This window comes from Oleiagrimonas citrea, assembly GCF_012395255.1.
GTDB classification, from domain to species: Bacteria; Pseudomonadota; Gammaproteobacteria; order Xanthomonadales; family Rhodanobacteraceae; genus Oleiagrimonas; species Oleiagrimonas citrea.
This window is the reverse complement of record NZ_JAAZQD010000004.1, coordinates 85,824-111,173: the sequence shown is the minus strand read 5'-3', so window position 1 is coordinate 111,173 and position 25,350 is coordinate 85,824. Positions and strand designations below refer to the sequence as shown.

Sequence of the window (25,350 nt, the reverse complement as noted above, 5' to 3'; positions counted from 1 at the left end):
GGCGATTGCCTACACTGCTGCAGGGGGAACCTCACCTGCGGGGGCGGGTGCATACACGTCCCGCTGAAATCCATCTGCACAGGTGACACGATGTCCGGAAGCTTGGCAGGTCGCTCGGCAGTGCGCCGCTGCATGCATGCTCTGCGCCAACGCGCAGCGCATCGTCATGCTGCGGCAGGCACGCTTACGCGCAGCGCTGTGCGTACCGCACTGCAGATCGTCATCTGTTTCGGTGCGCTTCTGGCCAGTCTGGACGCCCCCTCCGCCAGCGCGCATGTGCGCACTTACTATTTCGGCCACATCGGCGCCGCCCAGGGCATGGCGCAAAATACCGTCGGTGCGATCCTGCAGGGCGACAAGGGGTACATCTGGCTGGGCACGCAGGGCGGATTGCACCGCTATGACGGCTACCAGCTGAAGCGCTTCCATCACGACGCCAATCGCACAGACAGCCTGCCCGACAACGTCATCAGCGCACTCGCCAGTGATGGCGACGGGCACCTGTGGGTCGCCAGCAAGGTCGGCGGACTGGTCCTGTTCGATCCCGACCACAACCGTGTGCTGCCCATTCCCGGACACTGGTCGCAACGACTCAACGGCATCACCTCACTTGCAGGAGGCGGCGGCAAGCGTCTTCTGGTCGCCGAACGCGACGCTATCGTTTCCGTCGATCCATCGCTGAAACACGCCCGCGTGCTCTGGAAAACGCTGCAATCGAGCACGCTGAACAGCAAGACCACGCTGACCGAATGCGGTCCCGACGGTCCTTTCTACGGCTTGCACGACCGTGAACTGATCGTGCTGGGCCGCGACGCCGAACATACCCGTGTGGTGCGCATCGACCGCGGCGACGCACGCACGGTACTGTGCCGCCGCAATGGCCGCTTGCTGCTGGGCGCTGGCAGCGGTGTGTATCTCCTGCAACCCGACAGCGGCGCAACACGGCGAATCTGGCCGCAACCGGAATCGCAGGCGCCCGACAACACAACCGTCAATGCATTGACCGAGGACCACGCCGGCCGCATCTGGGCCGCCGTCGAATCCGTCGGGCTCCTGCGTCTCGATGTCGATGAAAAGCATCCCGAACTGCTGCGTCCGCACCCCGGCATCAAGGGAAGCCTTCCGGACGACAACGTGCAGCAGTTCTACGTGGATCGTTCCGGGCTGATCTGGACCGGCGGAGTGACCCACGGCGCCGCCTATTTCGACCCGGATGGCGCGCCCTTCCACTACATTCGCGACGAACGCTCGCCCACAAGCCACGATTTCGTTTCCAACAACGTACGCGCGCTGTACGAGGACGAGAACGGCAAGATCTGGCTGGGACTGGCCAGCGCGGGCCTCAGCATCTATGACCCGAAATCGGACAGCTTCGACAGCCTGACACCGATTCTTCTCCGCGCCCTGCCCAAGAGCGAGCCCTCTTCGATCACGGTCTTCGCGCTGGCACGAAGCGGTTCGCGCTTCTGGATCTCGAGCAACCGCGGCGTGATGGTCCTGGACATGGCCCAGCGTTCCGCGCACCTGCTCGACCCCACACTGACCTCGAAAGGCGACCCGAGGCCCAGTCGCAGCCTGCTACGGGACCGCAGCGGGTCGCTCTGGATCGGCATGTACGACGGCAGCGGCGTATACCGCTATCGCGACGGCCAGCGCGTCCAGCATCTGGTACATCGCAAAGACGACCCGGAGAGCCTGGCCGCCGGCATCATCCTGGCCCTGGCGCAGGATGCCCAAGGGCGCATCTGGATCGGCACCAGCACCGGGCTCAGCGTCTACGATCCACGCAAGGACCGCATGCGCACGTTCCAGGAAGAGCCCGGCGTCGAGGACAGTCTGAGCAGCCACGTGGTGATGAGCCTGTTCATCGACAGCGGCGGCGTGCTGTGGGTCGGTACCCAGTCGGGCCTCGATCGACTGGTCTCGCTCGACGACAACGGTGCGCACTTCCACCGCATCACGAGCCGGGACGGTCTGCCGGACGGCACCATCTATTGCCTGCGCGAAGACAACGAGCATGCACTGTGGATGAGTACGAACCGCGGTGTCGTGCGGATGGAACCGTCCAGCGGCAAGATCACCGCCTTCAGCATCCAGGACGGCCTGCAGGGCATGGAATACAACTCGGGCGCCTGTCTGAAGATGCGCGACGGCGAACTGGTCTTCGGCGGCGTCAACGGCTTCGACAAAGTGCGGCCCGAGCGCGTCAAACCGGGCACCTTCCAACCAACGGTCAACCTTACCAGCATCCAGATCGGCGCCAACAACCAATCGGTCCTGCCTATCGACGGCCGCGTGCGCATGCAGCAGTCCGCGCGCGCCATCCGCTTCGAATTCGCGGCCATGGACTTCGCCGCGCCGCAGCAGAACCGCTTCCAGCACCGTCTGCTCGGCTTCGACAAGGACTGGATCGACGACGGCACCCGGCACAGCGCCACCTACACCAATCTACCCGCGGGCCGCTACCGATTCGAGGTCCGGGGCAGCAATCACGATGGCCGCTTCAGCGCCACGTCGCACAGCGTCGCGCTGATCGTGATCCCACCGTGGTGGGCCTCGCGCGGCATGTACGCCCTGTACATCGCGCTCGGCGTGATGCTTTTGCTGGCCGTGTACCTGGCTTTCCGCGCACGTCGCATGCGCGAGCGTCATCACCAGAACCAATTGCAGGAACGCGAGGACCGCCTGAGCATGGCCCTGTGGGGTTCCGGCGACGAATTCTGGGACCTGGACCTCGTCAACGGCCGCATGTATCGCCTCGGCGCCGAACAACTGCTCGGCAAAGGCACGCCGACCGAAATCGATTTCGACGACTGGTGCAACTATGTGCTGCACCCGCAGGACCTGGGACACATCCGCAAGGAGATCGCGGCCTGCCTGGGCGGCGAAACCGACCACTTCGAATCGGAATACCGCCTCAAGACCACCCAGGGCGAATGGATCTGGGTGCTGGGGCGCGGCAAGATCGTCGAGCAGGACACCGACGGCAAGCCCACGCGCATATCCGGCACCGTTCGCAACATCACCCGCATGCGCAGCGAGGATCGCGATCGGCGCATCGCCGCCGAGGTCATCCGCAGCATGAGCGAAGCGGTGACCGTGGCCGACCTCGACTTCAAGTTCAGCTCCGTGAACGCCGCCTTCACCCGCATGAGCGGCTACAGCGACGCCGAAGTACGCGGGCGCGACACTTCCCTGCTCAACTGCAACCAGCAGCCGGACAGCGTCTATACGCACATGCGCCGCGAACTGCAGAGCCACGGACACTGGCGCGGCGAGCTGTGGCAACGCCGCAAGAACGGCAGCGACTTCCTGTGCTGGGTCGAACTGCGCGAAGTCTGCAACGCACACGGTACGCGCACACACTATGTCTGCGTGATGACCGACATCACCGACCGCAAGCGCGCCGAGCAGGAACTGCGCTACCTGGCCAACTACGACATGCTCACCGGTCTGCCCAACCGCACGCTGCTGGGCGAGCGCCTGGGCGACTCGATCCTGCGCGCCCGGCGCGGCGGCCAGCGCCTGGCGGTGCTGTACGTCGACCTGGACCGTTTCAAGCACATCAACGACTCGATGGGCCACACCACCGGCGACCGCCTGCTGAAAGCCGCCGGCGCACGCCTGCGTCAGTGCGTGCGCGAGCAGGACACCGTGGCCCGCGTCGGCGGCGACGAATTCACCCTGGTGCTCGAGGACGTCGGCGGTTCCGGTGAGGTCATCGGCGTGGCGCACAAGATCATCAGCGCCTTCAACGAGGCCCTGGTGCTGGACCCGCACCAGGAAGTGCTGATCTCGCCCTCCATCGGCATCTCGCTGTACCCCGATCACGGCGAAGTGCCCAACGAACTGCTCAAGCACGCTGACACCGCGATGTACCAGGCCAAGGAACACGGCCGCAACACGTGGATGATCTACAACGACGCCATGGACGCCGACGCCCGCCTGCGCGCCACCATGGCCGGCGCGCTGCGGCGCGCGCTGGAACGCGACGAGATGCGCGTGGTGTACCAGCCGAAGATGGCACTGGACGATCACGAACTGATCGGCTTCGAGGCCCTTGTGCGCTGGCGCAGCGCCGAACTCGGCGATGTCGGTCCCGGAATCTTCATTCCGCTGGCCGAGGAAACCGGCATGATCATGAAGATCGGCCAGTTTGTTCTCGAACGCGCCTGCCAGGATCTTCGCGCCTGGCGCGACGCCGGGCAGGACAAGCTGACCATGGCGGTGAACCTGTCGATGGTTCAGCTGCAGCGCAGCGGACTGGCCAAGCGTCTGCAGCACACGCTGCAGGAACACGGCGTGCCGCCGGAGTGCCTGGAACTGGAGCTGACCGAGAGCACCGTCATGGCCAACGTCGAACAGTCCATGCGCACACTCGGCGAACTGCGCGCCATCGGCGTCAGCCTGGCCATCGACGACTTCGGCACCGGCTATTCCTCGCTGGCCTACCTCAAGCGCCTGCCACTGACTGTGCTGAAGATCGATCAGGCCTTTGTTGGCGACATCACCACGGATCCGGACGACGAGGCCATCACCGCCACCATCATCACCATGGCGCACTCCCTGGGACTACAAGTCGTGGCCGAGGGCGTGGAAACCGCCGAACAGGCCGAATACCTGAGCGCGCACGACTGCGATCTGATGCAGGGCAACTGGCTCTCGCCGCCTCTGGAAGCCACTTCCTGCCTCACATTCTGCGAAGAACACGAGCGTCGCCGACAGGCCTTGCATCCGACTTCCTCGGGCACTACGTAGCACGTCACACTTGCACACCCACCCCGCGAGATGCGAAAAAGCATCTAAGACCGCTCGTTCACGCGAATCCGTATGAACCAGACCGATCCACTCAAAGCCGAACTCGCTGCGCTGAACGAGACACTCGATCAGCTCCTCCAGACCGTCCAGCGCATGGACGAGGAGAACCGCAGCCTGCGTCACAGCCAGGAACAGCTCGCCACCGAGCGCGCCGGCCTGCTGGCACGAAACGAACAGGCGCGAAGTCGCGTCGAAGCCATGATCCAGCGACTGAAGTCGCTGGAAAGCTCGGGTTGAAACCTGCTGCATCCATGAGATCCTAACCACATGTCCGAGCCGATCACGATCCGTCTCAACGACCGCGAATTCCTGGTCGCCTGCGAGCCGGAAGAACGTCCGGGACTGCTGGCCGCAGCCAGCTACCTGGATAGCAAGATGCGCGAATTCCGCGCCAACGCGCGCAGCCCGGGCTTCGACCGCCTGGCCGTATTGACCGCGCTCAGCGTCACGCATGAACTGCTGGAAACCCGCCAGCGTCAAGAATCCGAGCAACGCGTGTTCGGCGAGGGCATCGAGACTCTGCGTCGCAAACTGGAAGGCGCATTGGAACGGGCTTCCGGGTCACGTAACTGAATCTTTCCGCACTGAACCGCTGACGCTTTCGCACAGGCGCGCTAGAATAAGCGCCAAGGTGTTCCCTGCGGTGTACGACAGCGTTTCGTTACATTTGCCTTGTTCCTAACTTTCGACCTGGGTCGGCAACAAGGTGGCCGGTGAGCATGTCCGTCGCGTACGGAAAGCCTGAAACGCCATCTGCGCCCTCCCACCTGATCCTTTCGGATCAAGGTCGTTCGAAGCGCATCGGCATTGTGGAGAACACCCCTCATTCCGCAGAACGGCCCCGTCGGGGCCGTTTCTGTATGCGACCATCCGATCGCACCACGCGCCTGGCAGGATTTTCCGTGACCGACCTGGACGACACGCGCACATCGCTTCGCCGCAAGATGACCGAGCAGCGCCGCGCCCTCGGACCGCAAGCGCGGATGAGCGCCGCGCAGGGTCTGCGGCGGCAACTGGATGCCCTGCCCATGTTCCTGAACGCGCAACGCGTGGCTGGCTACTGGGCGAGTGACGGCGAGCTGCCGCTCAACCTTGTGCTGGCCGCAGCAGCCCTGCGCGGGCAGCAGCTGTATCTGCCGCGGATCGAGGCCGGCCGGCACATGGACTTCGCCCCCTGGAAGCTGGGCGACGATGTCGAACCCAACCGTTTCGGCATCCCGGAGCCGACAAACCGGGACGGCCTGCTCGAAGGACGCGAACTGGACGCCGTGCTGGTGCCTCTGCTGGCCTTTGACGGGCATGGCCACCGCATCGGCTATGGCGGCGGCTTCTACGACACCCACTTCGCTTTCCTGCGCAATCAAAAGCGGCCGACTCGCCCGCTGCTGATCGGGATCGGCTACGCTTTCCAGCAGTGCGAGGCGATCGAGCCGGCCGAATGGGACGTGCGCCTGGATGTCGTCGCCACCGATCAAGCACTCATCGACTGCAACGACCACGACGGAGCGTCATGAACTACTGGCTGATGAAATCCGAACCCGAGACGTTCTCGCTGGACGATCTCGAGCGCAAGGGCAGCGAACCCTGGGACGGCGTGCGCAACTACCAGGCGCGCAACTTCATGCGCGATGACATGCGCGTCGGCGACAAGGTGTTCTTCTACCATTCCAACTGCGACGTGCCGGGCATCGTCGGCATCGCCAAGGTCGCCAGCAAGCCGTATCCGGATCCGACCCAGTTCGATCCCAAGAACCACTACTTCGATGCCAAGAGCTCGCGCGACAACCCGCGCTGGATCCTGGTCGACATCGCCTTCGTGAAACGCCTCAAGCGCACCATCTCGCTGGCCGAACTGAAGGACGATCCGGCACTGGAAGGCATGCCGCTGGTGCGCAAGGGCAACCGGCTCTCGGTGATGCCGGTGGATGCCGCGCACTGGAAGCACATCCTTAGCCTGGAAACATGAGCGCCGGCCATCCCGATCCGGCATTCCGCGGCCACGCCGCATTCTCCTGACCTGAACGACGCGCCATGACTTCATCCAACGAAAAACGTCTCGCCGGCGAAGCCGCCATTGCCTATGTCGAAGACGACAGCGTCGTCGGCGTCGGCACCGGATCGACCGTGGCCTTCTTCATCGACGCCCTGGCCGACATCAAGGACCGCATCCGCGGCGCCGTGTCCAGTTCGGAACAGTCCACCGAACAGCTGAAGAAACACGGCATCGAGGTACTCGACCTGAATGCTGTCGGTCCGCTGGACCTGTACGTGGACGGCGCCGACGAATGCGATCCGCACAAGCGCCTCATCAAGGGCGGCGGCGCGGCGCTGACACGCGAGAAGATCGTCGCCGCAGCTTCGCGTCAGTTCGTGTGCATCATCGATTCCAGCAAGCAGGTCGACGTGCTCGGCAACTTCCCGCTGCCGATCGAGGTGATCCCGATGGCGCGCAGCCATGTTGCCCGCCAGATCAGCAAGCTCGACGGCCATCCTGTATGGCGCGACGACACCGTCACCGACAACGGCAACTGGATCCTCGACGTGCACGGCTGGCGCATCACCGATCCAGTCGCGCTGGAAGCCGAGCTGAACCAGATCGCCGGCGTGGTCAGCGTAGGCCTGTTCGCGCGGCGCGGCGCCGACGTGGTGCTGGTCGGCGACCGCAAGCTCTGATCCGCGCGGATCAACCCTTCACGCACGCGAACAGCACACCGTAGGACGGCAGCCGCAGGCGGCCGTCCGCGATCTCGCCCTGCACCAGACGCGCCGCGTTCATCGCTTCGAGCGGCGTATCCACCGGCGCGTCGACGTCCAACGGCTGATCCGACAGGTTGAAGCAGGCCAGCACCGTCTCGCCCTCGAAACTGCGCGTGAACGCAAGCAGTGGCTCAGCGCTGTCGAGCATGCGGATGTCGCCCCAACGCAAGGCCGGTTGCGTCTGCCGCCAGGCCATGAAGGCGCGGAAGCCGTGCAGCATGGAGTCGGCATCGCCTTCCTGTCGGGAGACCGCCAGCGCGCGGTGCGTATCCGGCACCGGCAGCCACGGCGTGCCAGCGCTGAAGTCACCGTGCTCACCTTCGCCCCAAGGCATCGGCGTGCGGCAGCCGTCGCGCCCCTTGAAGTTGGGCCAGAAAGTGATGCCGTACGGGTCCTGCAGCTGCTCGTAAGGCACGTCGGCCTCGCTCAGTCCCAGCTCCTCGCCCTGGTAGACGCACACCGAGCCGCGCAGCGAGCACACCAGTGCGGTCAGCTGGTTGGCCAGATGCGGCGGTGCATCGACGCCGCCCCAGCGCGTGACCACGCGCTCGACGTCGTGGTTGGAGATGGCCCAGCACGGCCAGCCATCGGGCATATGCGATTCGAGATTGCGCACCGTCTCACGGATGTGCGCGGCGTTGAAGTCCTCGGTCAGCAGCTCGAAGCTGTAGCCCATGTGCAGGCGCTTGCCGTTGGTGTACTCGCCCAGCGTGGCCAGCGAATCCTCCGAGGAAATCTCACCCAGAGCCGTCGAATCCGGATACTCGTCCAGCAGCGCGCGCAGGCGATCCAGAAATGCCAGGTTCTCCGGCTGTGTGTTGTTGTAGTAGTGGTACTGGAAGGCATACGGATTGTCCGGCCGGAATCCGCGACCGACGCGCTGATCCTGCGGCTTGGCCGGATTGTCGCGCAGTTGCGCGTCGTGATAGCAGAAGTTGATGGAGTCCAGTCGGAAGCCGTCGACGCCGCGATCCAGCCAGAAGCGCACGTTGTCGAGTACCGCATCGCGCACCTGCGGATTGTGGAAATTCAGATCCGGCTGGTCGGCCAGGAAATTGTGCAGGTAGTACTGCCCGCGACGCGGTTCCCAGTGCCAGGCCGGCCCGCCGAAGATCGACATCCAGTTGTTCGGCGCGGTGCCGTCGGGCTTGGCGTCCGCCCACACGTACCAGTCGGCCTTGTCGTTGTCGCGGCTCTGCCGGCTCTCGCGGAACCAGGCGTGCTCGATCGACGTGTGACTGAGCACCTGATCGATCATCACCTTCAGGCCGCGCTTGTGCGCCTCGGCCAGCAGGCGGTCGAAGTCGGCCAACGTGCCGAACATCGGGTCGACATCCCGATAATCGGCGATGTCATAGCCGAAATCGGCCATCGGAGACGTGAAGAACGGCGCGATCCAGATCGCGTCCACGCCCAGTCCCGCTACGTAATCCAGGCGTTCGACGATACCCGGCAGATCGCCGACCCCATCGCCATTGGTGTCCAGAAAACTGCGTGGATAGATCTGATAGATGACGGCTCCGCGCCACCATGGAAGTGCATTCATTGAGAAACCCCGGACGCTGTTCCCCCCGCGCCGATATCGGCATCGACGCTGCTAGACAGCGAATCGCCCCAAGCTTAACTGTGCATAGGCACCGGAGCCGATGGGGTTGCATACGTATTCATATCCACGCCCGAGTGGCGCAACTTCCCGGAAGGAGGCGCGCCTCAGCCCGGAAATACAGGGCTTCGGACGGTCATTCACGACGTTTTTCCGCAAGAACGCACGCCTTCGGGCGCACATGAATACGTATGCACAATCCTCCGCCAGAGAACGAGCCGGAGCTACCATCGAGGAAATGTTACGCAGCCGTGACAAGGCTCGAACGTTTGTTGTAACCGATCGCCGCCACGGCATCGGCGACAAAATTCCTAGAAACGCGATCCATTCGGGGAGGACAACCAAGATGATTCTCAAGCGCAATCTGCTGAGCGCCGCGCTGGCGTCGGCGATGCTGATGACGGCCACGGGCGCGTATGCCGCCCAGCCGGCCGCCAACGGCCAGGCCCAGGACAGCAATCAGGCGACCAGCCAGAAAGCTGACAAGAAAGAACAGAAGAAGCGCGCTTCGGCGACCAAACTGAGCGCCGTCGAAGTCACCGGCTTCGCCAGCAGTGTGCAGAACTCCATCGCCACGCAGCGCAACTCGGACGTCATCGTCGAGGCCGTCTCCGCCGAACAGATCGGCAAGCTGCCGGGCACGTCCATCGCCGATTCGCTGGGCCGCCTCCCCGGCCTGGCCGTGCAACGCCTGAACGGTCGCCCGCAGGTGCTGACCATCCACGGTCTGGGTCCGGACTTCAGCACCGCGCTGGTCAACGGTCGCCAGCAGGTCAGCACCGGCAACAACCGCGGCGTGCAGTTCGATCAGTACCCGGCCAGCTGGTTCAACAGCGTCCAGGTGCATCTGACCCCCTCGGCGGCGCTGGTCGGCCAGGGCATGGCCGGCACCGTGGACATGCACACGATCCGTCCGCTCGAGCAGGACAAGCCGATCGCGGCGTTCAACGCCAGCTACATCTGGAACAGCATGAACCAGGTCGCCCCGGGCAAGGGCGTCAGCGACAAGGGCTACAAGGTCAACGGCGTGTGGGTGCACCAGTTCGCCGACCGCACCTTCGGCGTCACGCTCGGCCTGGACATGGAATCCAATCCCACCCAGATCCAGCATCAGGCACCCTGGGGCTACCCGACCGACAACTCCGCCGCGGGCGGCAACGCGCTGATCGGCGGCTCGAAGAACTACGCGACGTCCGACCTCTTCAAGCGCACCGGCCTGCTGGCCACGCTGCAGTTCCAGCCGAACGAGAACTTCACCAGCACGCTGGACATGACCTACGACCGGTTCCATGACCGCCAGCACTCCAAGGGCATCGAATTCCCGCTGGCCTGGGGCAATGCCCAGCTGGAACCGGGCTACACGGCGCAGGGTGGGCTGATCACCAAGGGCACCTTCACGCATGTGAAGCCGGTCATCCGCAACGACTACAACCGCTCGCTGTCGAAGGTCTACAACGTAGGCTGGAACAACAAGTGGCGCATCAACGAAGACTGGTCCGCTGAAGCGGACGCCAGCATTTCGCATGCCGATCGTCGCGATGCCTTCATCGAAAGCTACTCGGGTACGGCCTTCGGCGCCGACAACGGTCCGTTCGACACGCTCAACTTCACCCAGGGCGGCAGCGGCAACCTGTGGCAGCTGAACAACTCGCTCGACTACAGCCCGAGCCAGGTCGTGCTGACCGATCCGCAGGGCTGGGGCGGCGGTAGCGGCCTTGTGCAGGGTGGCTTCGTCAACGCGCCGCACGTGGTCGACCGCATTTCCGACCTTCGCCTGAGTGCCGAGCGCAGCTTCGTCGACGGCCCGATCGCCAGCATCAAGTTCGGCATCGATCGCGAGGACCGCAAGAAGAGCTTCAATATCCAGCAGCGCTTCCTGGTACCCAACAACGGCAACCTGACCTACACCACCTCGCCGTGGGGCGCGCAGACCGCGGCCCTGCCGTCGGGCGCCTTCTCGGACACGCAGCTCAGCTTCATGGGCGTGGGCAACCTGCCCATCTACGACCCGATCGCGTTGATCCAGAACGGCACGTATGACCAGGTACCGGCCTATCAGTCGAGCCTGCCGATGCCGCCGGACTGGAAGGTCCACGAGAAGGACACCACGCCGTTCGTCCAGTTCAACCTGGACACGCAGCTCGGCAACTTCCCGCTGCGCGGCAACTTCGGCCTACAGGTTGCCCACACCACGCAGGATTCGCAGGGCGGTCGCGTGGCTCCGGGTAGCTCCTACGTCGGCAAGACCGCGGTGATCCCTGTGCAAGGCGGCACCTCGTACACTCGTTATCTGCCCAGCGTGAATCTGGTGCTCGGTCTCACCGATCAGACCGACCTGCGCTTCGGCGCCGCGCGTTCCATGGCCCGTCCGCGCATGGATCAGATGAACGCGAGCTTTGCCGTCAACACCAACAACACGCATCTGGCTTCAAGCGACCCGAACAATGCGTATTTCAGCAGCAACAGTGGCAATCCGAAGCTGCTGCCGTCGATGGCGGACAACTACAATCTGAGCATCGAGCACTACTTCGGCAACAGCAAGGGCTACGTGTCTCTTTCGGGCTACTTCCTGAAGCTCAGTGACTACATCAACCCGTCAACCACCGTGCTGACAGATTTCTCTCAGTACACGGCGTACGCGGGCACCACCGATCTGTCGCAGCTGGGTACGACCTTGGGCATTGCCTCGGTGCCCACCAATAGCGGCCGAGGCTACGTGAAGGGCGTCCAGGCCGTGCTGAACACGCCGCTGGGCCTGTTCACTCCGGTGCTCGACGGGTTCGGTGTGATCTTCTCCGGCAACCTGACCAAGAGCTCGATCGTGTATGACGGCAATCCGGATCCGATCACGGTCCCGGGCCTGTCCGAGCACGTGGTGAACAACACGATCTACTACGAGCACAACGGCTTCCAGGCCCGCGTGAGCCAGAACTACCGCAGCAGCTTCCTGGGCCGCGTCTACGGCATCAGCGCCTCGCGCATCGAGCAGACCATCAAGGGTGGCAGCACCTACGATGCGCAGATCAGCTACAGCCTGCAGAGCGGCCCGATGAAGGGACTGACCATCCTGCTGCAGGGCTCGAACCTGTCCAACAAGAAGTTCATCACCTACCAGAACCACGACCCGCGTCAGATCCTGACCTGGGAAAACTACGGCCGCCGTTACGAAGTCGGCGTGTCCTACAAGTTCTAAGTAGGCACTTCTCTCTCTGGCTTTGCCCAGATCAGCCCCGTTGCGTAGCATCAACGGGGCTTTTTTTTGCCTGTCGATCCGACAACCGACATGGAATCCGGACTCATGAGCGCATCCCCCATCCGAACGGTCGTCATCCTCGGCGGCGGTACCGCCGGCTGGATCACCGCCGCACTGCTGAGCCGTGCGTTCGGCCCGAACCTGGCGATCCGTCTCGTCGAATCCGACGCCATCGGCACCGTCGGCGTGGGCGAAGCGACCATTCCGCAGATCCAGCACATCAACCGCTTTCTGGGCCTCGACGAACGCGAAGTCCTGAAGGCCAGTCAGGGCACCTACAAGCTCGGCATCCAGTTCAACGACTGGGGCCGCGTCGGCGATTCCTATCTGCACGCCTTCGGCGATATCGGCCTGCCGCTTGGCCTGATTCCCTTCCAGCACTACTGGCTTCGCGATCGACAGCGCGACGGCGCGCCCGACCTGTGGGCCTACTCGATCAATGCCCACGCGTGCCAGGCCGGACGCATGGCCCAGATGGAACGCGTCGGCGACAGCCCGCTGACCGGCCTACGCCATGCCTATCACCTCGATGCCGGACTGTATGCGCGCTACCTGCGCAAGCAATGCGATCCGGCCGTGGTGCAGCGCGTGGAAGGCAAGGTGGTCGACGTGAGCCTGCGCGATACCGACGGCTTCATCGAATCGGTGCGACTGGAAAACGGGGACGTGATCGAGGGCGACCTGTTCGTCGACTGCTCGGGCTTTCGCGGCCTGCTGATCGAGCAGACCCTGCACGCTGGCTACGACGACTGGAACCACTGGCTTCCCTGCAATCGCGCCACGGCCGTGGCCAGCTCCCGCATGGCGCCGTTGCGACCCTATACCCAAGCCAACGCGCGCGCGGCCGGCTGGCAATGGCGCATCCCATTGCAGCATCGCAACGGCAACGGCCATGTCTACGCCAGCGATTTCATCAGCGACGACGAGGCCGCCGCCACACTGCTAGCGAACCTGGAAGGCAAGGCGCTGACCGAACCGCGGCTGCTGCGCTTCAACACCGGCTGCCGACGCCGCTTCTGGCATCGCAACTGCATCGCCATCGGTCTCTCCGCCGGCTTCATGGAACCGTTGGAGTCGACCGGCATCCACTTGATCCAGTCCGCCGTCAGTCGCCTGCTGTCGATGTTCCCGGACCGCAGTTTTGATCCGGCCCTGATCGACGAATACAACCGCCAGACCCGCTTCGAATACGAACGCATTCGCGACTTCCTGATCCTGCACTACCGCGCCACCGAGCGCCGCGACACGCCCTTCTGGCGACACTGCAGCCATATCGAGATTCCCGACAGCCTTCAGCGCAAGCTGGACGTTTTTCGCGCCAGCGGCCAGATCTACCGCGACGGCGAGGAATTGTTCACCGACGTCGGCTGGCTGCAGGTGCTGATCGGCCAGCACATCGAACCGCAGCGCTATCACGCCCTGGCCGACGCCGTGTCGCCGCAGCAACTGGACGAATTCCTCGCGCATATCCGCACCCTGCTCAATCGCGCGACGGATCAGATGCCGACCCACGAGGCATTCATCGAGCGTCACTGCAAGGCACCGCCGCCGCCTCGCTGAGCGTGCCCTGCAACCGTATGCATCTGCTGCATCGCAGCACCCATGAAACCCGCGATGCATCGCAATGAATACGTATGCGTAAAGGCAATTTAAGGCCTGCGGAAGGCCCGGCCGTGGCATCGTAGAGAACGCGTCCCGCGCATCGTGCGCGTGACCCGGGGACCTGTCCGATACACCCGTTGCGATCAGCCTTCACGCCGGGAACATGCCATGCCCACGCGCCATTCGCCGACGACCCGCGCACTGCGCGACCTGCCGCCTGCAGCGGTGTCAGACCGTATCCCACCGGCATGCGCAGCACACCGCGGCCTGATCGGACGCTATCGCGAAATACACGCCCTCTTCCATCCTTTTTCGGTGAAGCGTTGCGAGAACGAACGCTTCACGACAGCACTGCATGCATAAAGGCTTTCCGACCATGCCCATTCGTACGCTCTGCGGAGTACTCCTGTTCGGCGCAGCCGCGTCCATCTCGGCGATGCCTGCGCACGCTTCCTCACCGAAGCCACTCGCGCGGATCGTCGCCGACGATGGCGTAAGCCTGAAGATCGACCACGGCACGCTGTCGCTGCAACTGGTGCGCGACAATGTGCTGCACGTGCATTTCCAGCCTGGTGACCGGCACACGCCGCCCACACTGGTCATGTCGAAACACGCGCCTCGCAACGCGCAGCATCCGGTGAAGATTCAGCACTCGGGCCAGCACATCACCTTGCGCGCCGCCGGGCTTCTGGTCGACGTCGATACCCAGCGCGAAACGTTGTCCGTGCGCCGCCCCGGAGCCACCCGCCCGCTGTTGTCGCAGACCCAGCTGGATACCCTGGCCAAGGGCCGCATCGATCTCGGCTTCTCGGCCAACGCGCCGCTATACGGCATCGGCGGCTTCGACGCCTTCGAGAAAGCCGGCGCGGACCTGCTGCGGCACGGTCGGCAGGTCGCCAAAGCCGGTCATCAGGGCCATGCCGGCGCGCCGCTGGTATGGAGCACCGACGGTTTCGCCGTGCTGGTCGACAGCAAGGGCGCGCGATTCGATCTCGACGACCACCGCATGCGCATCGACGGACTGTCGCGACCGGATGCGGACTACTACCTGATTGCCGGCGACCCGAAGGCCATCTTCGCCGCGGTCGCCGACCTCAGCGGTCACGCTCCCTTGTTCCCAAAATGGGCCATGGGCTTCACCAACAGCCAATGGGGCATCGACCAGAAAGAATTGCTGGACATCGTCCACACCTACCGCGCCAAGCACATCCCGATCGACAACTTCACGCTCGATTTCGACTGGAAAGCCTGGGGCGAGGATCACTACGGCGAATTCCGCTGGAATCCTAAGAAATTCCCCGACGGTCCATCCGGCAAACTGGCCAAAGAGCTGGCCGCTGAGGGGATGCAGCTGACCGGCATCATGAAGCCGCGCATCCACGTGAACACCGTGGAAGGCCGCTTCGCCACCGCGCACCACCTCTGGGTCCCCGGCGAGAAGGTCAGCAACGACTATTTCTCGCACAAGCCGGTCAAGGACGTCGATTTCGACCTGCCGCTGACACGTCAGTGGTTCGGCAAACTGGCCATGAAGTACTCCTTCGACGAGGGCATCGTCGGCTGGTGGAACGACGAGGCCGACGAGACCGGCGACGACACCCAGTTCCTCAACATGCAGCGATCGCTGTACGACGCCCAGCGCGCCCACACCGACCTGCGCGTGTGGTCGATCAACCGCAACTTCTGGCTCGGCTCGCAGCGCTACGCCTACGGCCTGTGGTCGGGCGACATCAAGACGGGCTTCACCAGCATGGCCGGCCAGCGCCAGCGCATGCTGGCTTCCATCGACACCGGCGCGATGCTTTGGGGCATGGATACCGGAGGCTTCAAGGGGCATCCGTCGAACCAGAACTACGCCCGCTGGATGCAGTTCGCCGCCTTCGTGCCGATCTTCCGCGTGCACGGCGATTCCAGCCAAAAACGCCAACCATGGCATTACGGTGCCAGAGCCGAACGCGCGGCCACCGCCGCCATTCGCCTGCGCTATCGCCTGCTGCCCTACATCTACGCCTACGCCTGGCAGTACCACGCGCACGGCGTCGGTCTGGTGCGTCCGCTGACCTTCGACTGGCCGCACGATCCGAAGGTCCGCAATGACGTCGGTGCGTGGATGTTCGGTGACAGCCTGCTGGTGTCCCCGGTGGTGAAACAGAACCAGACGAAGAAACACATCTACCTGCCCGCCGGCACCTGGACCAACTGGTTCACCGGCGCGCGCTACGCAGGCGGACGAATCATCACGCTGAACACCGACAGCACCGACTGGCGCGACATCCCGCTGTTCATCCGCCAGGGTGCGATCATTCCGACCCAGCCGGTGATGGACTACGTCGGCCAGCATCCGGTGAAGACCATCACGGTCGACGTGTTCCCGGCTGCGCACGCTACGCACTTCGACTATTACGACGACGATGGTCGCACCTACGCCTACGAACATGGCGTGTATTACCTGCAGCGCCTGAGCACGCGGCGCGACGCGAATGGCGTGCACTTCCGCATCGACGCGCCATCGGGCCGCTACACGCCAGACCTGCGCCACTACCTGGTGAAGATTCACGGCACCGACGCCCAAACGATCACCGGCGTATCCCGACGCTACGCCGACCTGGATGCGCTGCGAAATGCCGATGGCGAAGGCTGGGCCACCGGGCACGACCGCTACGGCCCGGTGACCTGGGTACGGCTGGATGCGCGCCACGCACGCGCCATCACGCTGCACTGAACAACAACGAACCAACAACGAGACCGCGGCCACCGGCACGCGGTCCATGACAACGATCCGGCGGCCCACGCCGGACAGGCTTCCGCCGCACCGGACGCGCGTCGGAAGCCGATGCGACACGGGGGAATCTGCCGCGCCGAGTCCGTTCACGGCCGCGCGGCGCATGACCACAACGAGGAGGAGGACACCCAATGCAATTTCGCAAACCCATGGCGCTGCATGCGCTCGCACTCGGCATGGCCCTGGCCCTGACCGGCGCCTGCGTCAGCACTCCGGTGCATGCCGCCAGCAACGACAACAACGTGGAGTGGAACGGCCTGTTCCACGATCAGGGGCCGATGTACGACAACCACCCCGAACCCACGGCCAGCCAATCGGTAACGCTGACCCTGCGCACTTTCAAGAGCGACATCACCAGCGCCAACATCAAGTACTACGACAGCGCCGATTCCAGCTTCCACTGGGTCGCCATGCACTGGGTCTCCAATGATCCGACCGGCCGCTTCGACTACTGGCAGGGCACCATTCCCGCGAGCAGCTCGGAGAAGTACTACCGCTTCCAGATCAACGACGGCTCGTCCACGGCCTGGTACAACGCCGCCGGCATCAGCTCCAGCGAGCCGAGCTCCGGCGACTTCTTCATCATCCCCGGCTTCACCACGCCCGACTGGATGAAGAACGGCGTCGTGTACCAGATCTTCCCCGACCGCTTCTACAACGGCGACACCTCCAACGACGTCACCAACGGCCAGTACACCTATGCCGGTTGCGCCACGGAGAAGCACACCTGGGGCAGCAGCGTCACGTCCAACGTCGGCGGCTGCAACAGCGCGGTGTTCTTCGGCGGCGACCTGCAAGGCGTCATCGACAAACTGGGCTACATCAAGAACACGCTGGGCGCGGACATCGTCTACCTGAACCCGATCTTCAAGTCGCCTACCAACCACAAGTACGACACCGAGGACTACACCACCGTCGACCCCGCGTTCGGCACCAACAGCCTGCTGCAGACCCTGATCGGCGACGTCCACAGCACCAGCAACGGCCCGAAGGGCTACGTCATCCTCGACGGCGTGTTCAACCACACCGGCGACACCCATAAGTGGTTCGACCGCTACAACTGGTGGAGCAGCAACGGCGCCTACGAGTCGCAGTCGAGCACCTGGTACGACTACTACACCTTCCAGCAGTGGCCGGGCACCTATTCGGGCTTCTTCGGCATTGCTTCGATGCCCAAGCTGAACTACGGCGCCAGCGGCTCGGCCGTGCGCAATGCGATCTACGGCTCCAGCACCTCAGTCATGCAGACCTACCTGAAAGCGCCGTACAGCATTGATGGCTGGCGTCTGGATGCCGCGCAGTATCTGGATGCCAACGGCAACAACGGCAGCGATGCGGTCAATCACCAGATCATGCGCGAGATGCGCACAGCGGTGATGTCGGTGAACCCGAACGCCGAAATCCTCGGCGAATTCTGGGGCGACGCCTCCTCCTGGCTCAGCAGCGGCGACCAGTGGGACGGCGCCATGAACTACAACGGCTTCACCAACCCCGTCTCCGAATGGATCTGCGGTGTCGACGAGAGCGGCAACAGCAATTCGCTGACGCCGAGCGGCCTGGACAGCTGGCTGCACGGCACCCGCGCCGATCTGCCCACCGACGTGCAGCAGACGATGACCAACGAACTGGGCACGCACGACACCTCGCGCTTCGCCACGCGCTGCGGCGGCGACATCTGGAAGACCTATCTGGGCCTGATCTTCCAGATGACCTACGTCGGCACACCGACCATCTACTACGGCGACGAGTACGGCATGCAGGGCGGCAACGACCCGGACGACCGCCGCACCTTCGACTGGTCGCAGGGCACCACCAACAACAGCGCGGTGGCCCTGACCCAGAAGCTGATCGCCATCCGCAAGCAATACTCGGCGCTGCGCACCGGCTCGTTCATGACCCTGCTGACCGACGACAGCAACCACATCTATGCGTTCGGGCGTTTCGACGCCAGCCATCGCATTGCCGTGGTGCTGAACAACGACAGCAGCAGCCACACCGTGACCGTACCGGCCTACCAGTTGAGCATGACCGACGGCAGCACTGTCACCGACGTGCTCAACGGCGGCACGTATACGGTGCAGAACGGCAACGTGACCGTCACCGTCGACGGTCACTACGGCGCGATTCTGGAGCAGTAATCACGCACGACCCGTCACGCCGCCCGCAATGGGCGGTGTGACTTTTTGCAAGCGGAAAACCTAACGCAGCCAGTTCCGTTTGATGCCGGTCCGCGCCATCCACACCAGCGCGATGGCGACCAGCAGCACCAGTCCCTGCAGCACATACGCCGGAGCCGGTATGGCCACGCTTCGCATCAGACCGAACACCGCGATGTCCTGCGCGATCACGCCAAGCAGCGACAACACCAGCACGGGCATCGCCCAACGCCGGCGCAGCACCAGGCCGAGGGAACCCGCCGCGCCGAACCATACTGCCGTGGCCGTCGCGGCGATGGCCCATGCCGGCCTCGCCGCATACATCGCCTGCTCGGCCGCCGCCATCTTCGCCACGTCCTCCGGCGCCAAGGTGACGTCCACCAGGTATGCCGCACAACCCAGCAGATTCCACAGCAGCGCAACCACCGCCACCGGAATGAACCACTTCGGTGCCTTGCTCATGCGCTCTCCCCTCCAACGTGCATGACCACCATGGAAAGTATGCCCGACGGGACCGCGCCATCCATCGGCGCATTCCTCCTAGGCCATTCGAACGAACCGGCGCGCGACGCGTACCGTTCCGAACGTGAGAACGTTCACGCCTCCCACTCACCTTCGTCGACGTACTCGACGTCCGCGATCCAGTTCTTGCTGCGTCGGTCCAGACGGGCATCCCGGCTTTCCTCGCCGAGATGCGACGACACGCGCTGCAGCAGGGAAGGCTCGATCCCGACGAACGTGTTCACGTTGACCACGGCATAGCGGCGACCTTCGATGCGACTGACCGCCACCGGCACCACGCCGCAGTGCGCGCAGACGAGAAAATCCGCCGTGCGTGTGCCGAAGGCATAGCGGGAAACACGCGCCGGGTCGTGCAGCGCGATGCGCAACGACGCATCGGGATGCGACGTCCACACGCCGCCGTGCCGAGTACAGAACGAGCAATCGCAGGCGCGCGCCGGAATCCGTGATGGGTCGGGTTCCCAGCGCAGAGAGAATTCGATGTTTCCGCAATGACAGCGGCCCCGAATCAGCATGTTCCGTACTCCACGTTATGCGGCGCTCTGGTGAATAGGTCTGCGGTCCTGCCAGAACGAATCCGGCCAGTCTAATCCGCCGGCCACTCCCGGAACACGACGCAGACCGTGGTGCTGTCCAGCACCGCGAATTCGCGCGCGCCCCACGGCTGTATGATCACCTTCGGCACGTTGGGATGCAGCCATTGCGGCCCGCGCGCGGAGATTTCCGCATGCAGCGCGTCGATGTCGTCCGTCTCGATCGCCAACTCCGGCCGATCCATGGCCGCGTAGTCGGCATTCTCGACCAGGTATGCCTTGGCACCGTCCCGTGCCACCACGGCCAGCGTGTCGTCGCGATACATCACCTCGAAACCGAGACCACCCACGAACAGATCCAGGCCATCCTGCAGATCGTCGTAGAACACCTTGGGAATCAGGTTCTTCATCATGGAGCACGCCCTCGCTGAAGCGAGCCGGAATTCCATCCCGACCATACCCTCCGCCGAGCCGGATCGCCAAGTAGCACCGCTTGTCCGCGATGCGCCTGATGCATCGCCGCAGATCCACAGGCATCACCCCTGGCATGGCGAACGCTGCGCTGACCTGACGCAGCCTCAGGAAGCGGCCACCCGCTCCTTCCGGGCCGCCTCATAGATCTCGCGCGCGGCATCGAGATTGATCAGGAATATTCCCAGGCCAACGACCAGATCCGGCCAGGGCGAGACCGTCACCGCAGTGACCAGCCCGGCCAGGACGATCGCGACATTGGCCAGCGCATCGTTCCGCGCCGACAACCATGCAGCGCGCGTGAGACTACCGCCAACGTGGCGGTAACGCGCCAGCAGGTAGGCGCAGAACAGATTGACCGCAAGCGCTCCCGTTCCCGTCAATGAAAGCAGCGTGGCGTCGGGCGCCACGGGAACGGACAACTTCTGCCAGGCCATCCAAAGCGTCGACACGCTGGGCACGAGCAGCAGGGCAGCCATGCCCATTCCGACCCGCGCACGACGCCTCAGACTCCACCCGAGCGCCACGACGATCAGGAGATTGACCGCCGTATCCTCCAGAAAATCGATGGAATCGGCAAACAGCGACACCGAGCCGATGGACAGCGCGAGCGCGAATTCGACGCCGAAATACGCCAGATTCAGTACAGCCACCAGTGCGACGACCTTGCGCAATGTGCGATCCATGGAGTTCATGCTCGATTCCGGAAGCCCCACGCGCAGCATGCGCGCCTGCCGTCCTACCCTAACCCCGATGCACGTCTTCGCGGCAAGCCGTCCTGGCATGACGGTGATGGCTGGTGTCTCGCAAGTACGATCGCACAAATGAACAACTCGGCCCCAACGCGAGCCTCAACCGAGACCCGCTTCGCCTTTCCTGCAAATACAGGCGGGACTACGCCTTCCGTCGTATTGATTCCCTACGACGATGATCGAAGGCTTGCCTGAGGGGCCCGACTGCCCTGCCATGCGCGGTCGGACGACATGGGGCATGCAGCGATCCGGCGTGGACGCCAGGCAGGTCGCACGTATCCACGGCCAGAACACAACCGTCTTCGGTCCGGGACGCCGCATCGTTACAGGGAGTTGGATCGATCATGCCGTACTACTACCCGCTCAAGCGTCTCCCGGCGCGTCAACGCAAGCACATCGTCGAAGGACTGCAACGGCTGCGTAAAGGGTTCCGCCCTCCAACACCGAGTGAAGAGGTGCCGGATGCAGGGGTGCCGATTCCCGAGCGCGACCTGCGCGAAAACCTGCTCATCGCCACCTGGAACATCCGCGAGTTCGACTCCGGCAAGGGCGGCGCACGCACCGACGAAGCCATCTACTACATGGCCGAGATCATCGATCAGTTCGATCTGGTCGCGGTGCAGGAAGTGCGCGAGGACTTGAACGCGCTCGACCGCCTGCGAGCCGCGCTCGGCAAGCATTGGGACTGCATCTATACCGACGTGACCCAGGGTCGCCGCGGCAACGGCGAACGCATGGTGTTCCTGTACGACACACGCAAGGTCCAGTTCGGCGGTCTGGCCGGCCAGTTGGTCATTCCGGGCGACCTCCAGACGCTGCAATTCGCACGCACGCCGTTCATCACCAACTGGCACTGCGGCTGGGCGCGTTTCTCGCTGTGCACGGTGCACATCTACTACGGCACCAAGAGTGCCAACGACAAGAAACGGGTCGAGGAGATTCGCTCGCTGGTCAAGCTGCTGAGCAAACGCACACGCAAGCACACCGTCGACCGCGGCGGCGAGAAGGTGAAGATCAACGGTGAAAACCTGGTCCTGCTGGGCGACTTCAACATCTTCAACCGCAAAGACCAGACCATGGAGGCGCTGACCGAAGGCGGCCGTTTTTCGGTGTCGCCCGAGTTGCAGCAAGTACCCGGCAGCAACGTCGACAAGAAGAAGCACTACGACCAGATCGCGAGCGGTTCGTACAAGTTCCGTTTCCAACCCACCGAACGCGCCGGCGTGTTCGACTACTACCAGTACGTGTTCCGCGAAGCCGAGGACGCTGCGCGATTCGAGACCCAGCGCGGCAAGCTCAGCTTCCGCCAATGGCGAACCTTCCAGATGTCCGACCATCTGGTGATGTGGCAGGAATTCCGGATCGACTACTCGGACGAATACCTGGCAGCCATGCAGCCCGTTCGTTGACGCCCGCCGAACCGCTCGTTTTCACAACGAAGAGGACGGAGTGGCATGCCGCTCCGTTCGTGGAATCGGTCTTCGGGGCGAACAAAGCACGAGCAAATGGGATAGCGAAAGAGACCCGTCCTGCCAACGCACGGGCTGGACATGTCTCCATAAGCCTTGCTCCCTCCTGCACCTTGCCGTGATTCTGCGGTCTGTGACACGGCGTGATCGGCCGGCCTGCGGCCCGCGATCACACCGATTCCTGAGGCCGAAATGACCGAATCCTGACGTACCGCAATCCAACAGCGGGGCGATGAATACGTATGCATTCACTGGCTCCCGCCACACCCGCATGCCTACCATGCAGGACACATCAAGATCCGACCGTGCGCCGCGCATGTCCCGGCTGGCCGCCGTAGAATCGGACGTTCCTGTAGCTGAAGTAGTGGGAGGACGCGGCCATGACCCGCATGAGCAAGCGTGATGCGGCGCGTACGGCGTCGTTCGGGGGTGCGGCATGCTGAGTGTGCTGATGACGGCGGCGATGGCCGCGGGACAGGCGACAGCGCCCGTCTGGCACCACCGCGTCGACTGGATGAATCGGCACGCCACGATGCAGACCGCACCCGGCGGTCGCTACGTGCTCAAGACCGATACCACGACGCGCACCATCGACCCGCAAGCCTTCACGGTCGACACCGCCAGTCCGCTGTTCGACGGTCTGTTCGCGATGGCGCAATCGGACCTGAAGAAGATCTCGGTCGAGAACATCACCGATGGCGCTTTCGACCACGGCAAGCCGATTCCCTGCCACTGCCTGATCGCCGGCAAGAAGTGGCCGTTCGTGTGGACGCGCGACCTGTCGTTCTCGATCGACCTCGGCCTGTGGCGCTTCGTGCCCGAGCGCGCGCGCAACTCGCTGCTGTTCAAGCTCTCGCCGACGCGGGGCAAGGACGTACCGCAGGGCCAGTACGTCATGCAGGACACCGGTTCGGGCGGCAGCTGGCCGATCAGTACCGACCGCGTGGTGTGGTTCCTCGGCGCGCGTCATCTGCTCGGCGACAAGGCGTTTGCCGACAAGGTCTATACCGCGCTGAACGACACCATGAGCCAGGATCGCCTGTACGCCTACGATCCGGTCACCGGGTTGTACCGCGGCGAGACCTCGTTCCTCGACTGGCGCGAACAGACCTATCCGGACTGGACGCAGAACAACGTGGTGTTCATCGCGCAGTCGTTCGCACTGTCCACCAACGTGCTGCATTACGAGGCGCTGCGCCTGGGCCAGCAGATGGCAGCCAAGCGTCATGACGCCAAGGTCGCCGCACGTTACCGCGCGCAGGCCGATGCGCTAAAGAAGGCGATCAACGCACACTTCTGGCGCACCGACCGCGGTCTGTACATGAGCTACATCGGCGGTCGCGTGCATCCGGCCCCGTTCGACGCCTACGACCTGCTGGGCACCGATCTGGCCATCGTCAGCGGCGTCGCCGGTCCCGAGCGCGCGCGCCAGGCGCTGGCGAACTACCCGACCTGGCCCGCCGGCAGCCCGGTGATCTGGCCCGAACGCCGCAACCAGCCGATCTACCACAACCGCGCGATCTGGCCGTTCGTCAGCGAATACACGCTGCGTGCGGCGCGCCGCGTGAACGACCCGGCGCGCATCGCCCACGAACTGCGCACGCAGATGCGCGGCGCGGCGCTGGAAGCGACCAACATGGAGAACTACTCGCTGCGCACCCAGTCGATCCACGTCGACGAAGGCAAGCTCAGCGGGCCGGTGGTCGATTCGCCGCGCCAGGAATGGTCGGTCGCCGGCTACCTCGACATGGTGCTGCATGGCGTGTTCGGACTGGAAAACGACAACGCCGTGCAGCCGAAGCTGCCGACGTCGCTCATGCCGATGCTGTTCGGCAACCGCAAGAGCATCTCACTGCATCTGGGCCAGCGCACGGTCACGCTGAAGCGCCCGGCGAAGCTCGACGGCAACCTGCTGGTCGCCGGCACCGTGCAGCACAAGGGCGACGACACGGTCGTGCAGCTGGTGGCGAAGACCGTCAAGGCCCCGCCCCTGCGCATGAACGCGCCGTTCTACCTGCCCGCAACGCCGGATGCGCCGAAGGTCGTCGCCGACGGGACCAAGTGGCGTGTAACCGCCGCCGCGCCGGGCGTGCTGTACATCAACGGCCATCGCCATGGCGCGATCGATGGCCATGCGGATCTCGCCAAAGCCGACGGCCTGCAGTGCTTCAGCGTCACCGTCCGCGGCAAGGACGGCCTGGAATCCCTGCACAGCCCCGAAGTCTGCAAGGGCGACATCGCCACCGTGGACGGCGGCTGGCCGCGCAGCTGGAAGGCGCCGCGCAGCGGCACGTTCACCGCCTGGCTGCGCTACAACAACGATCACGGCCCGATCAACACGGGCGTCACCGCCGGCGTGAAGCGGCTGAAAATCTTCTGCGGCAAGCTCGCGCCGCAGGTCCGACCGATCGTGCTGCCGCACAGCATCGCCGAACAGAACTCGACCATGGTGCAGTTCCATGCCGTGGCCGGGCAGTCGTGCAGCTTCGCACTGGAGCAGGGCTTCAACATGAGCAACCTGCAGCACTTTGTGCATTTCACCGGCGGCCAGGGCGGCGCCTCCGGTCCGCTCAACGAGGCGGACGTCGGCGATCTGCACATCGCACCACTGCCGAAACAGGGGAACTAGAGC

General features: G+C 64.1%; 17 protein-coding genes and 1 other RNA gene. 13 read left to right on the top strand and 5 right to left on the bottom strand.

Features of this window, described 5'->3' with window-relative positions; genetic code table 11:
- Window positions 1–132 precede the first annotated feature (132 nt).
- The 7 genes from HF690_RS10495 (at window position 133) to rpiA (ending at window position 7,491) form a co-directional block, all read left to right on the top strand.
- Window positions 133–4,758: an EAL domain-containing protein gene (locus HF690_RS10495; RefSeq protein ID WP_168609412.1), complete on the top strand. Its 4,626-nt coding sequence runs from the start codon at window positions 133–135 to the stop codon at window positions 4,756–4,758.
- Between the two features lie 72 nt (window positions 4,759–4,830).
- Window positions 4,831–5,055 carry a TIGR02449 family protein gene (locus tag HF690_RS10490; RefSeq protein WP_113063860.1) on the top strand — a complete coding sequence of 75 codons (225 nt, stop codon included), beginning with the start codon at window positions 4,831–4,833 and terminating at the stop codon, window positions 5,053–5,055.
- 30 nt (window positions 5,056–5,085) lie between these two features.
- Window positions 5,086–5,391: a cell division protein ZapA gene (locus tag HF690_RS10485; protein ID WP_113063861.1), complete on the top strand. Its 306-nt coding sequence runs from the start codon at window positions 5,086–5,088 to the stop codon at window positions 5,389–5,391.
- A gap of 59 nt (window positions 5,392–5,450) precedes the next feature.
- Window positions 5,451–5,638: non-coding RNA, 6S RNA (gene ssrS, locus HF690_RS10480), on the top strand.
- 82 nt (window positions 5,639–5,720) lie between these two features.
- A complete protein-coding gene (locus tag HF690_RS10475) occupies window positions 5,721–6,332 on the top strand; it encodes a 5-formyltetrahydrofolate cyclo-ligase (RefSeq protein WP_338042904.1) in 612 nt (203 codons plus the stop codon).
- Window positions 6,329–6,784, top strand: coding sequence for an EVE domain-containing protein (locus HF690_RS10470; RefSeq protein ID WP_168609410.1), 456 nt, complete (start codon window positions 6,329–6,331; stop codon window positions 6,782–6,784). Before HF690_RS10475 ends, HF690_RS10470 begins: the two co-directional genes overlap by 4 nt.
- Before the next feature lie 65 nt (window positions 6,785–6,849).
- Window positions 6,850–7,491 carry a ribose-5-phosphate isomerase RpiA gene (gene rpiA / locus HF690_RS10465; RefSeq protein ID WP_168609409.1) on the top strand — a complete coding sequence of 214 codons (642 nt, stop codon included), beginning with the start codon at window positions 6,850–6,852 and terminating at the stop codon, window positions 7,489–7,491.
- Between the two features lie 10 nt (window positions 7,492–7,501).
- Here the strand turns inward: rpiA and HF690_RS10460 are convergent, their stop codons facing one another.
- Window positions 7,502–9,121 carry an alpha-glucosidase family protein gene (locus HF690_RS10460; protein WP_168609408.1) on the bottom strand — a complete coding sequence of 540 codons (1,620 nt, stop codon included), beginning with the start codon at window positions 9,119–9,121 and terminating at the stop codon, window positions 7,502–7,504.
- A gap of 403 nt (window positions 9,122–9,524) precedes the next feature.
- Between HF690_RS10460 and HF690_RS10455 the strand changes: the two genes are divergently transcribed.
- The 4 genes from HF690_RS10455 (at window position 9,525) to HF690_RS10440 (ending at window position 18,953) form a co-directional block, all read left to right on the top strand.
- Window positions 9,525–12,371: a TonB-dependent receptor gene (locus tag HF690_RS10455; protein ID WP_168609407.1), complete on the top strand. Its 2,847-nt coding sequence runs from the start codon at window positions 9,525–9,527 to the stop codon at window positions 12,369–12,371.
- A 105-nt stretch (window positions 12,372–12,476) separates the two neighbouring features.
- Entirely contained in the window at window positions 12,477–13,991 is a 1,515-nt protein-coding gene (locus HF690_RS10450; protein WP_168609406.1) for a tryptophan halogenase family protein, read from the top strand.
- A 418-nt stretch (window positions 13,992–14,409) separates the two neighbouring features.
- A complete protein-coding gene (locus tag HF690_RS10445) occupies window positions 14,410–16,755 on the top strand; it encodes a TIM-barrel domain-containing protein (RefSeq protein WP_240151719.1) in 2,346 nt (781 codons plus the stop codon).
- A 191-nt stretch (window positions 16,756–16,946) separates the two neighbouring features.
- Window positions 16,947–18,953: an alpha-glycosidase gene (locus HF690_RS10440; protein ID WP_168609405.1), complete on the top strand. Its 2,007-nt coding sequence runs from the start codon at window positions 16,947–16,949 to the stop codon at window positions 18,951–18,953.
- A gap of 60 nt (window positions 18,954–19,013) precedes the next feature.
- On the opposite strand, the gene HF690_RS10435 is transcribed toward HF690_RS10440, so the two are convergent.
- The 4 genes from HF690_RS10435 to HF690_RS10420 form a co-directional block, all read right to left on the bottom strand.
- Entirely contained in the window at window positions 19,014–19,433 is a 420-nt protein-coding gene (locus HF690_RS10435) for a hypothetical protein (protein ID WP_168609404.1), read from the bottom strand.
- Between the two features lie 134 nt (window positions 19,434–19,567).
- Complete coding sequence (locus HF690_RS10430) at window positions 19,568–20,008, bottom strand: GFA family protein (protein ID WP_113063869.1); 441 nt, start codon at window positions 20,006–20,008, stop codon at window positions 19,568–19,570.
- A 71-nt stretch (window positions 20,009–20,079) separates the two neighbouring features.
- Window positions 20,080–20,439 (bottom strand): VOC family protein, encoded by a 360-nt coding sequence (locus tag HF690_RS10425; RefSeq protein ID WP_168609403.1) that lies wholly within the window; start codon window positions 20,437–20,439, stop codon window positions 20,080–20,082.
- Between the two features lie 165 nt (window positions 20,440–20,604).
- On the bottom strand, window positions 20,605–21,222 hold the full coding sequence (locus HF690_RS10420) for a cation efflux transmembrane domain-containing protein (protein WP_240151718.1): 618 nt from the start codon (window positions 21,220–21,222) through the stop codon (window positions 20,605–20,607).
- A 371-nt stretch (window positions 21,223–21,593) separates the two neighbouring features.
- Here HF690_RS10420 and HF690_RS10415 point away from each other — a divergent pair, with 371 nt between their 5' ends.
- Window positions 21,594–22,658, top strand: a complete 1,065-nt coding sequence (locus HF690_RS10415; RefSeq protein WP_168609402.1) for an endonuclease/exonuclease/phosphatase family protein — start codon at window positions 21,594–21,596, stop codon at window positions 22,656–22,658.
- Window positions 22,659–23,154: 496 nt separating this feature from the next.
- Window positions 23,155–25,347, top strand: a complete 2,193-nt coding sequence (locus tag HF690_RS10410) for an alpha-L-rhamnosidase-related protein (protein WP_168609401.1) — start codon at window positions 23,155–23,157, stop codon at window positions 25,345–25,347.
- The last annotated feature ends 3 nt before the right edge of the window (window positions 25,348–25,350 follow it).

Bases quoted from the DNA above. Each gene is read 5' to 3' on its own strand.
- HF690_RS10495 (WP_168609412.1), top strand. From the start codon at position 133: ATGCATGCTCTGCGCCAACGCGCAGCGCATCGTCATGCTGCGGCAGGC.
- HF690_RS10490 (WP_113063860.1), top strand. From the start codon at position 4,831: ATGAACCAGACCGATCCACTCAAAGCCGAACTCGCTGCGCTGAACGAG.
- HF690_RS10485 (WP_113063861.1), top strand. From the start codon at position 5,086: ATGTCCGAGCCGATCACGATCCGTCTCAACGACCGCGAATTCCTGGTC.
- HF690_RS10470 (WP_168609410.1), top strand. From the start codon at position 6,329: ATGAACTACTGGCTGATGAAATCCGAACCCGAGACGTTCTCGCTGGAC.
- rpiA (WP_168609409.1), top strand. From the start codon at position 6,850: ATGACTTCATCCAACGAAAAACGTCTCGCCGGCGAAGCCGCCATTGCC.
- HF690_RS10460 (WP_168609408.1), bottom strand. From the start codon at position 9,121: ATGAATGCACTTCCATGGTGGCGCGGAGCCGTCATCTATCAGATCTAT.
- HF690_RS10455 (WP_168609407.1), top strand. From the start codon at position 9,525: ATGATTCTCAAGCGCAATCTGCTGAGCGCCGCGCTGGCGTCGGCGATG.
- HF690_RS10450 (WP_168609406.1), top strand. From the start codon at position 12,477: ATGAGCGCATCCCCCATCCGAACGGTCGTCATCCTCGGCGGCGGTACC.
- HF690_RS10445 (WP_240151719.1), top strand. From the start codon at position 14,410: ATGCCCATTCGTACGCTCTGCGGAGTACTCCTGTTCGGCGCAGCCGCG.
- HF690_RS10440 (WP_168609405.1), top strand. From the start codon at position 16,947: ATGCAATTTCGCAAACCCATGGCGCTGCATGCGCTCGCACTCGGCATG.
- HF690_RS10435 (WP_168609404.1), bottom strand. From the start codon at position 19,433: ATGAGCAAGGCACCGAAGTGGTTCATTCCGGTGGCGGTGGTTGCGCTG.
- HF690_RS10430 (WP_113063869.1), bottom strand. From the start codon at position 20,008: ATGCTGATTCGGGGCCGCTGTCATTGCGGAAACATCGAATTCTCTCTG.
- HF690_RS10425 (WP_168609403.1), bottom strand. From the start codon at position 20,439: ATGATGAAGAACCTGATTCCCAAGGTGTTCTACGACGATCTGCAGGAT.
- HF690_RS10420 (WP_240151718.1), bottom strand. From the start codon at position 21,222: ATGCTGCGCGTGGGGCTTCCGGAATCGAGCATGAACTCCATGGATCGC.
- HF690_RS10415 (WP_168609402.1), top strand. From the start codon at position 21,594: ATGCCGTACTACTACCCGCTCAAGCGTCTCCCGGCGCGTCAACGCAAG.
- HF690_RS10410 (WP_168609401.1), top strand. From the start codon at position 23,155: ATGCTGAGTGTGCTGATGACGGCGGCGATGGCCGCGGGACAGGCGACA.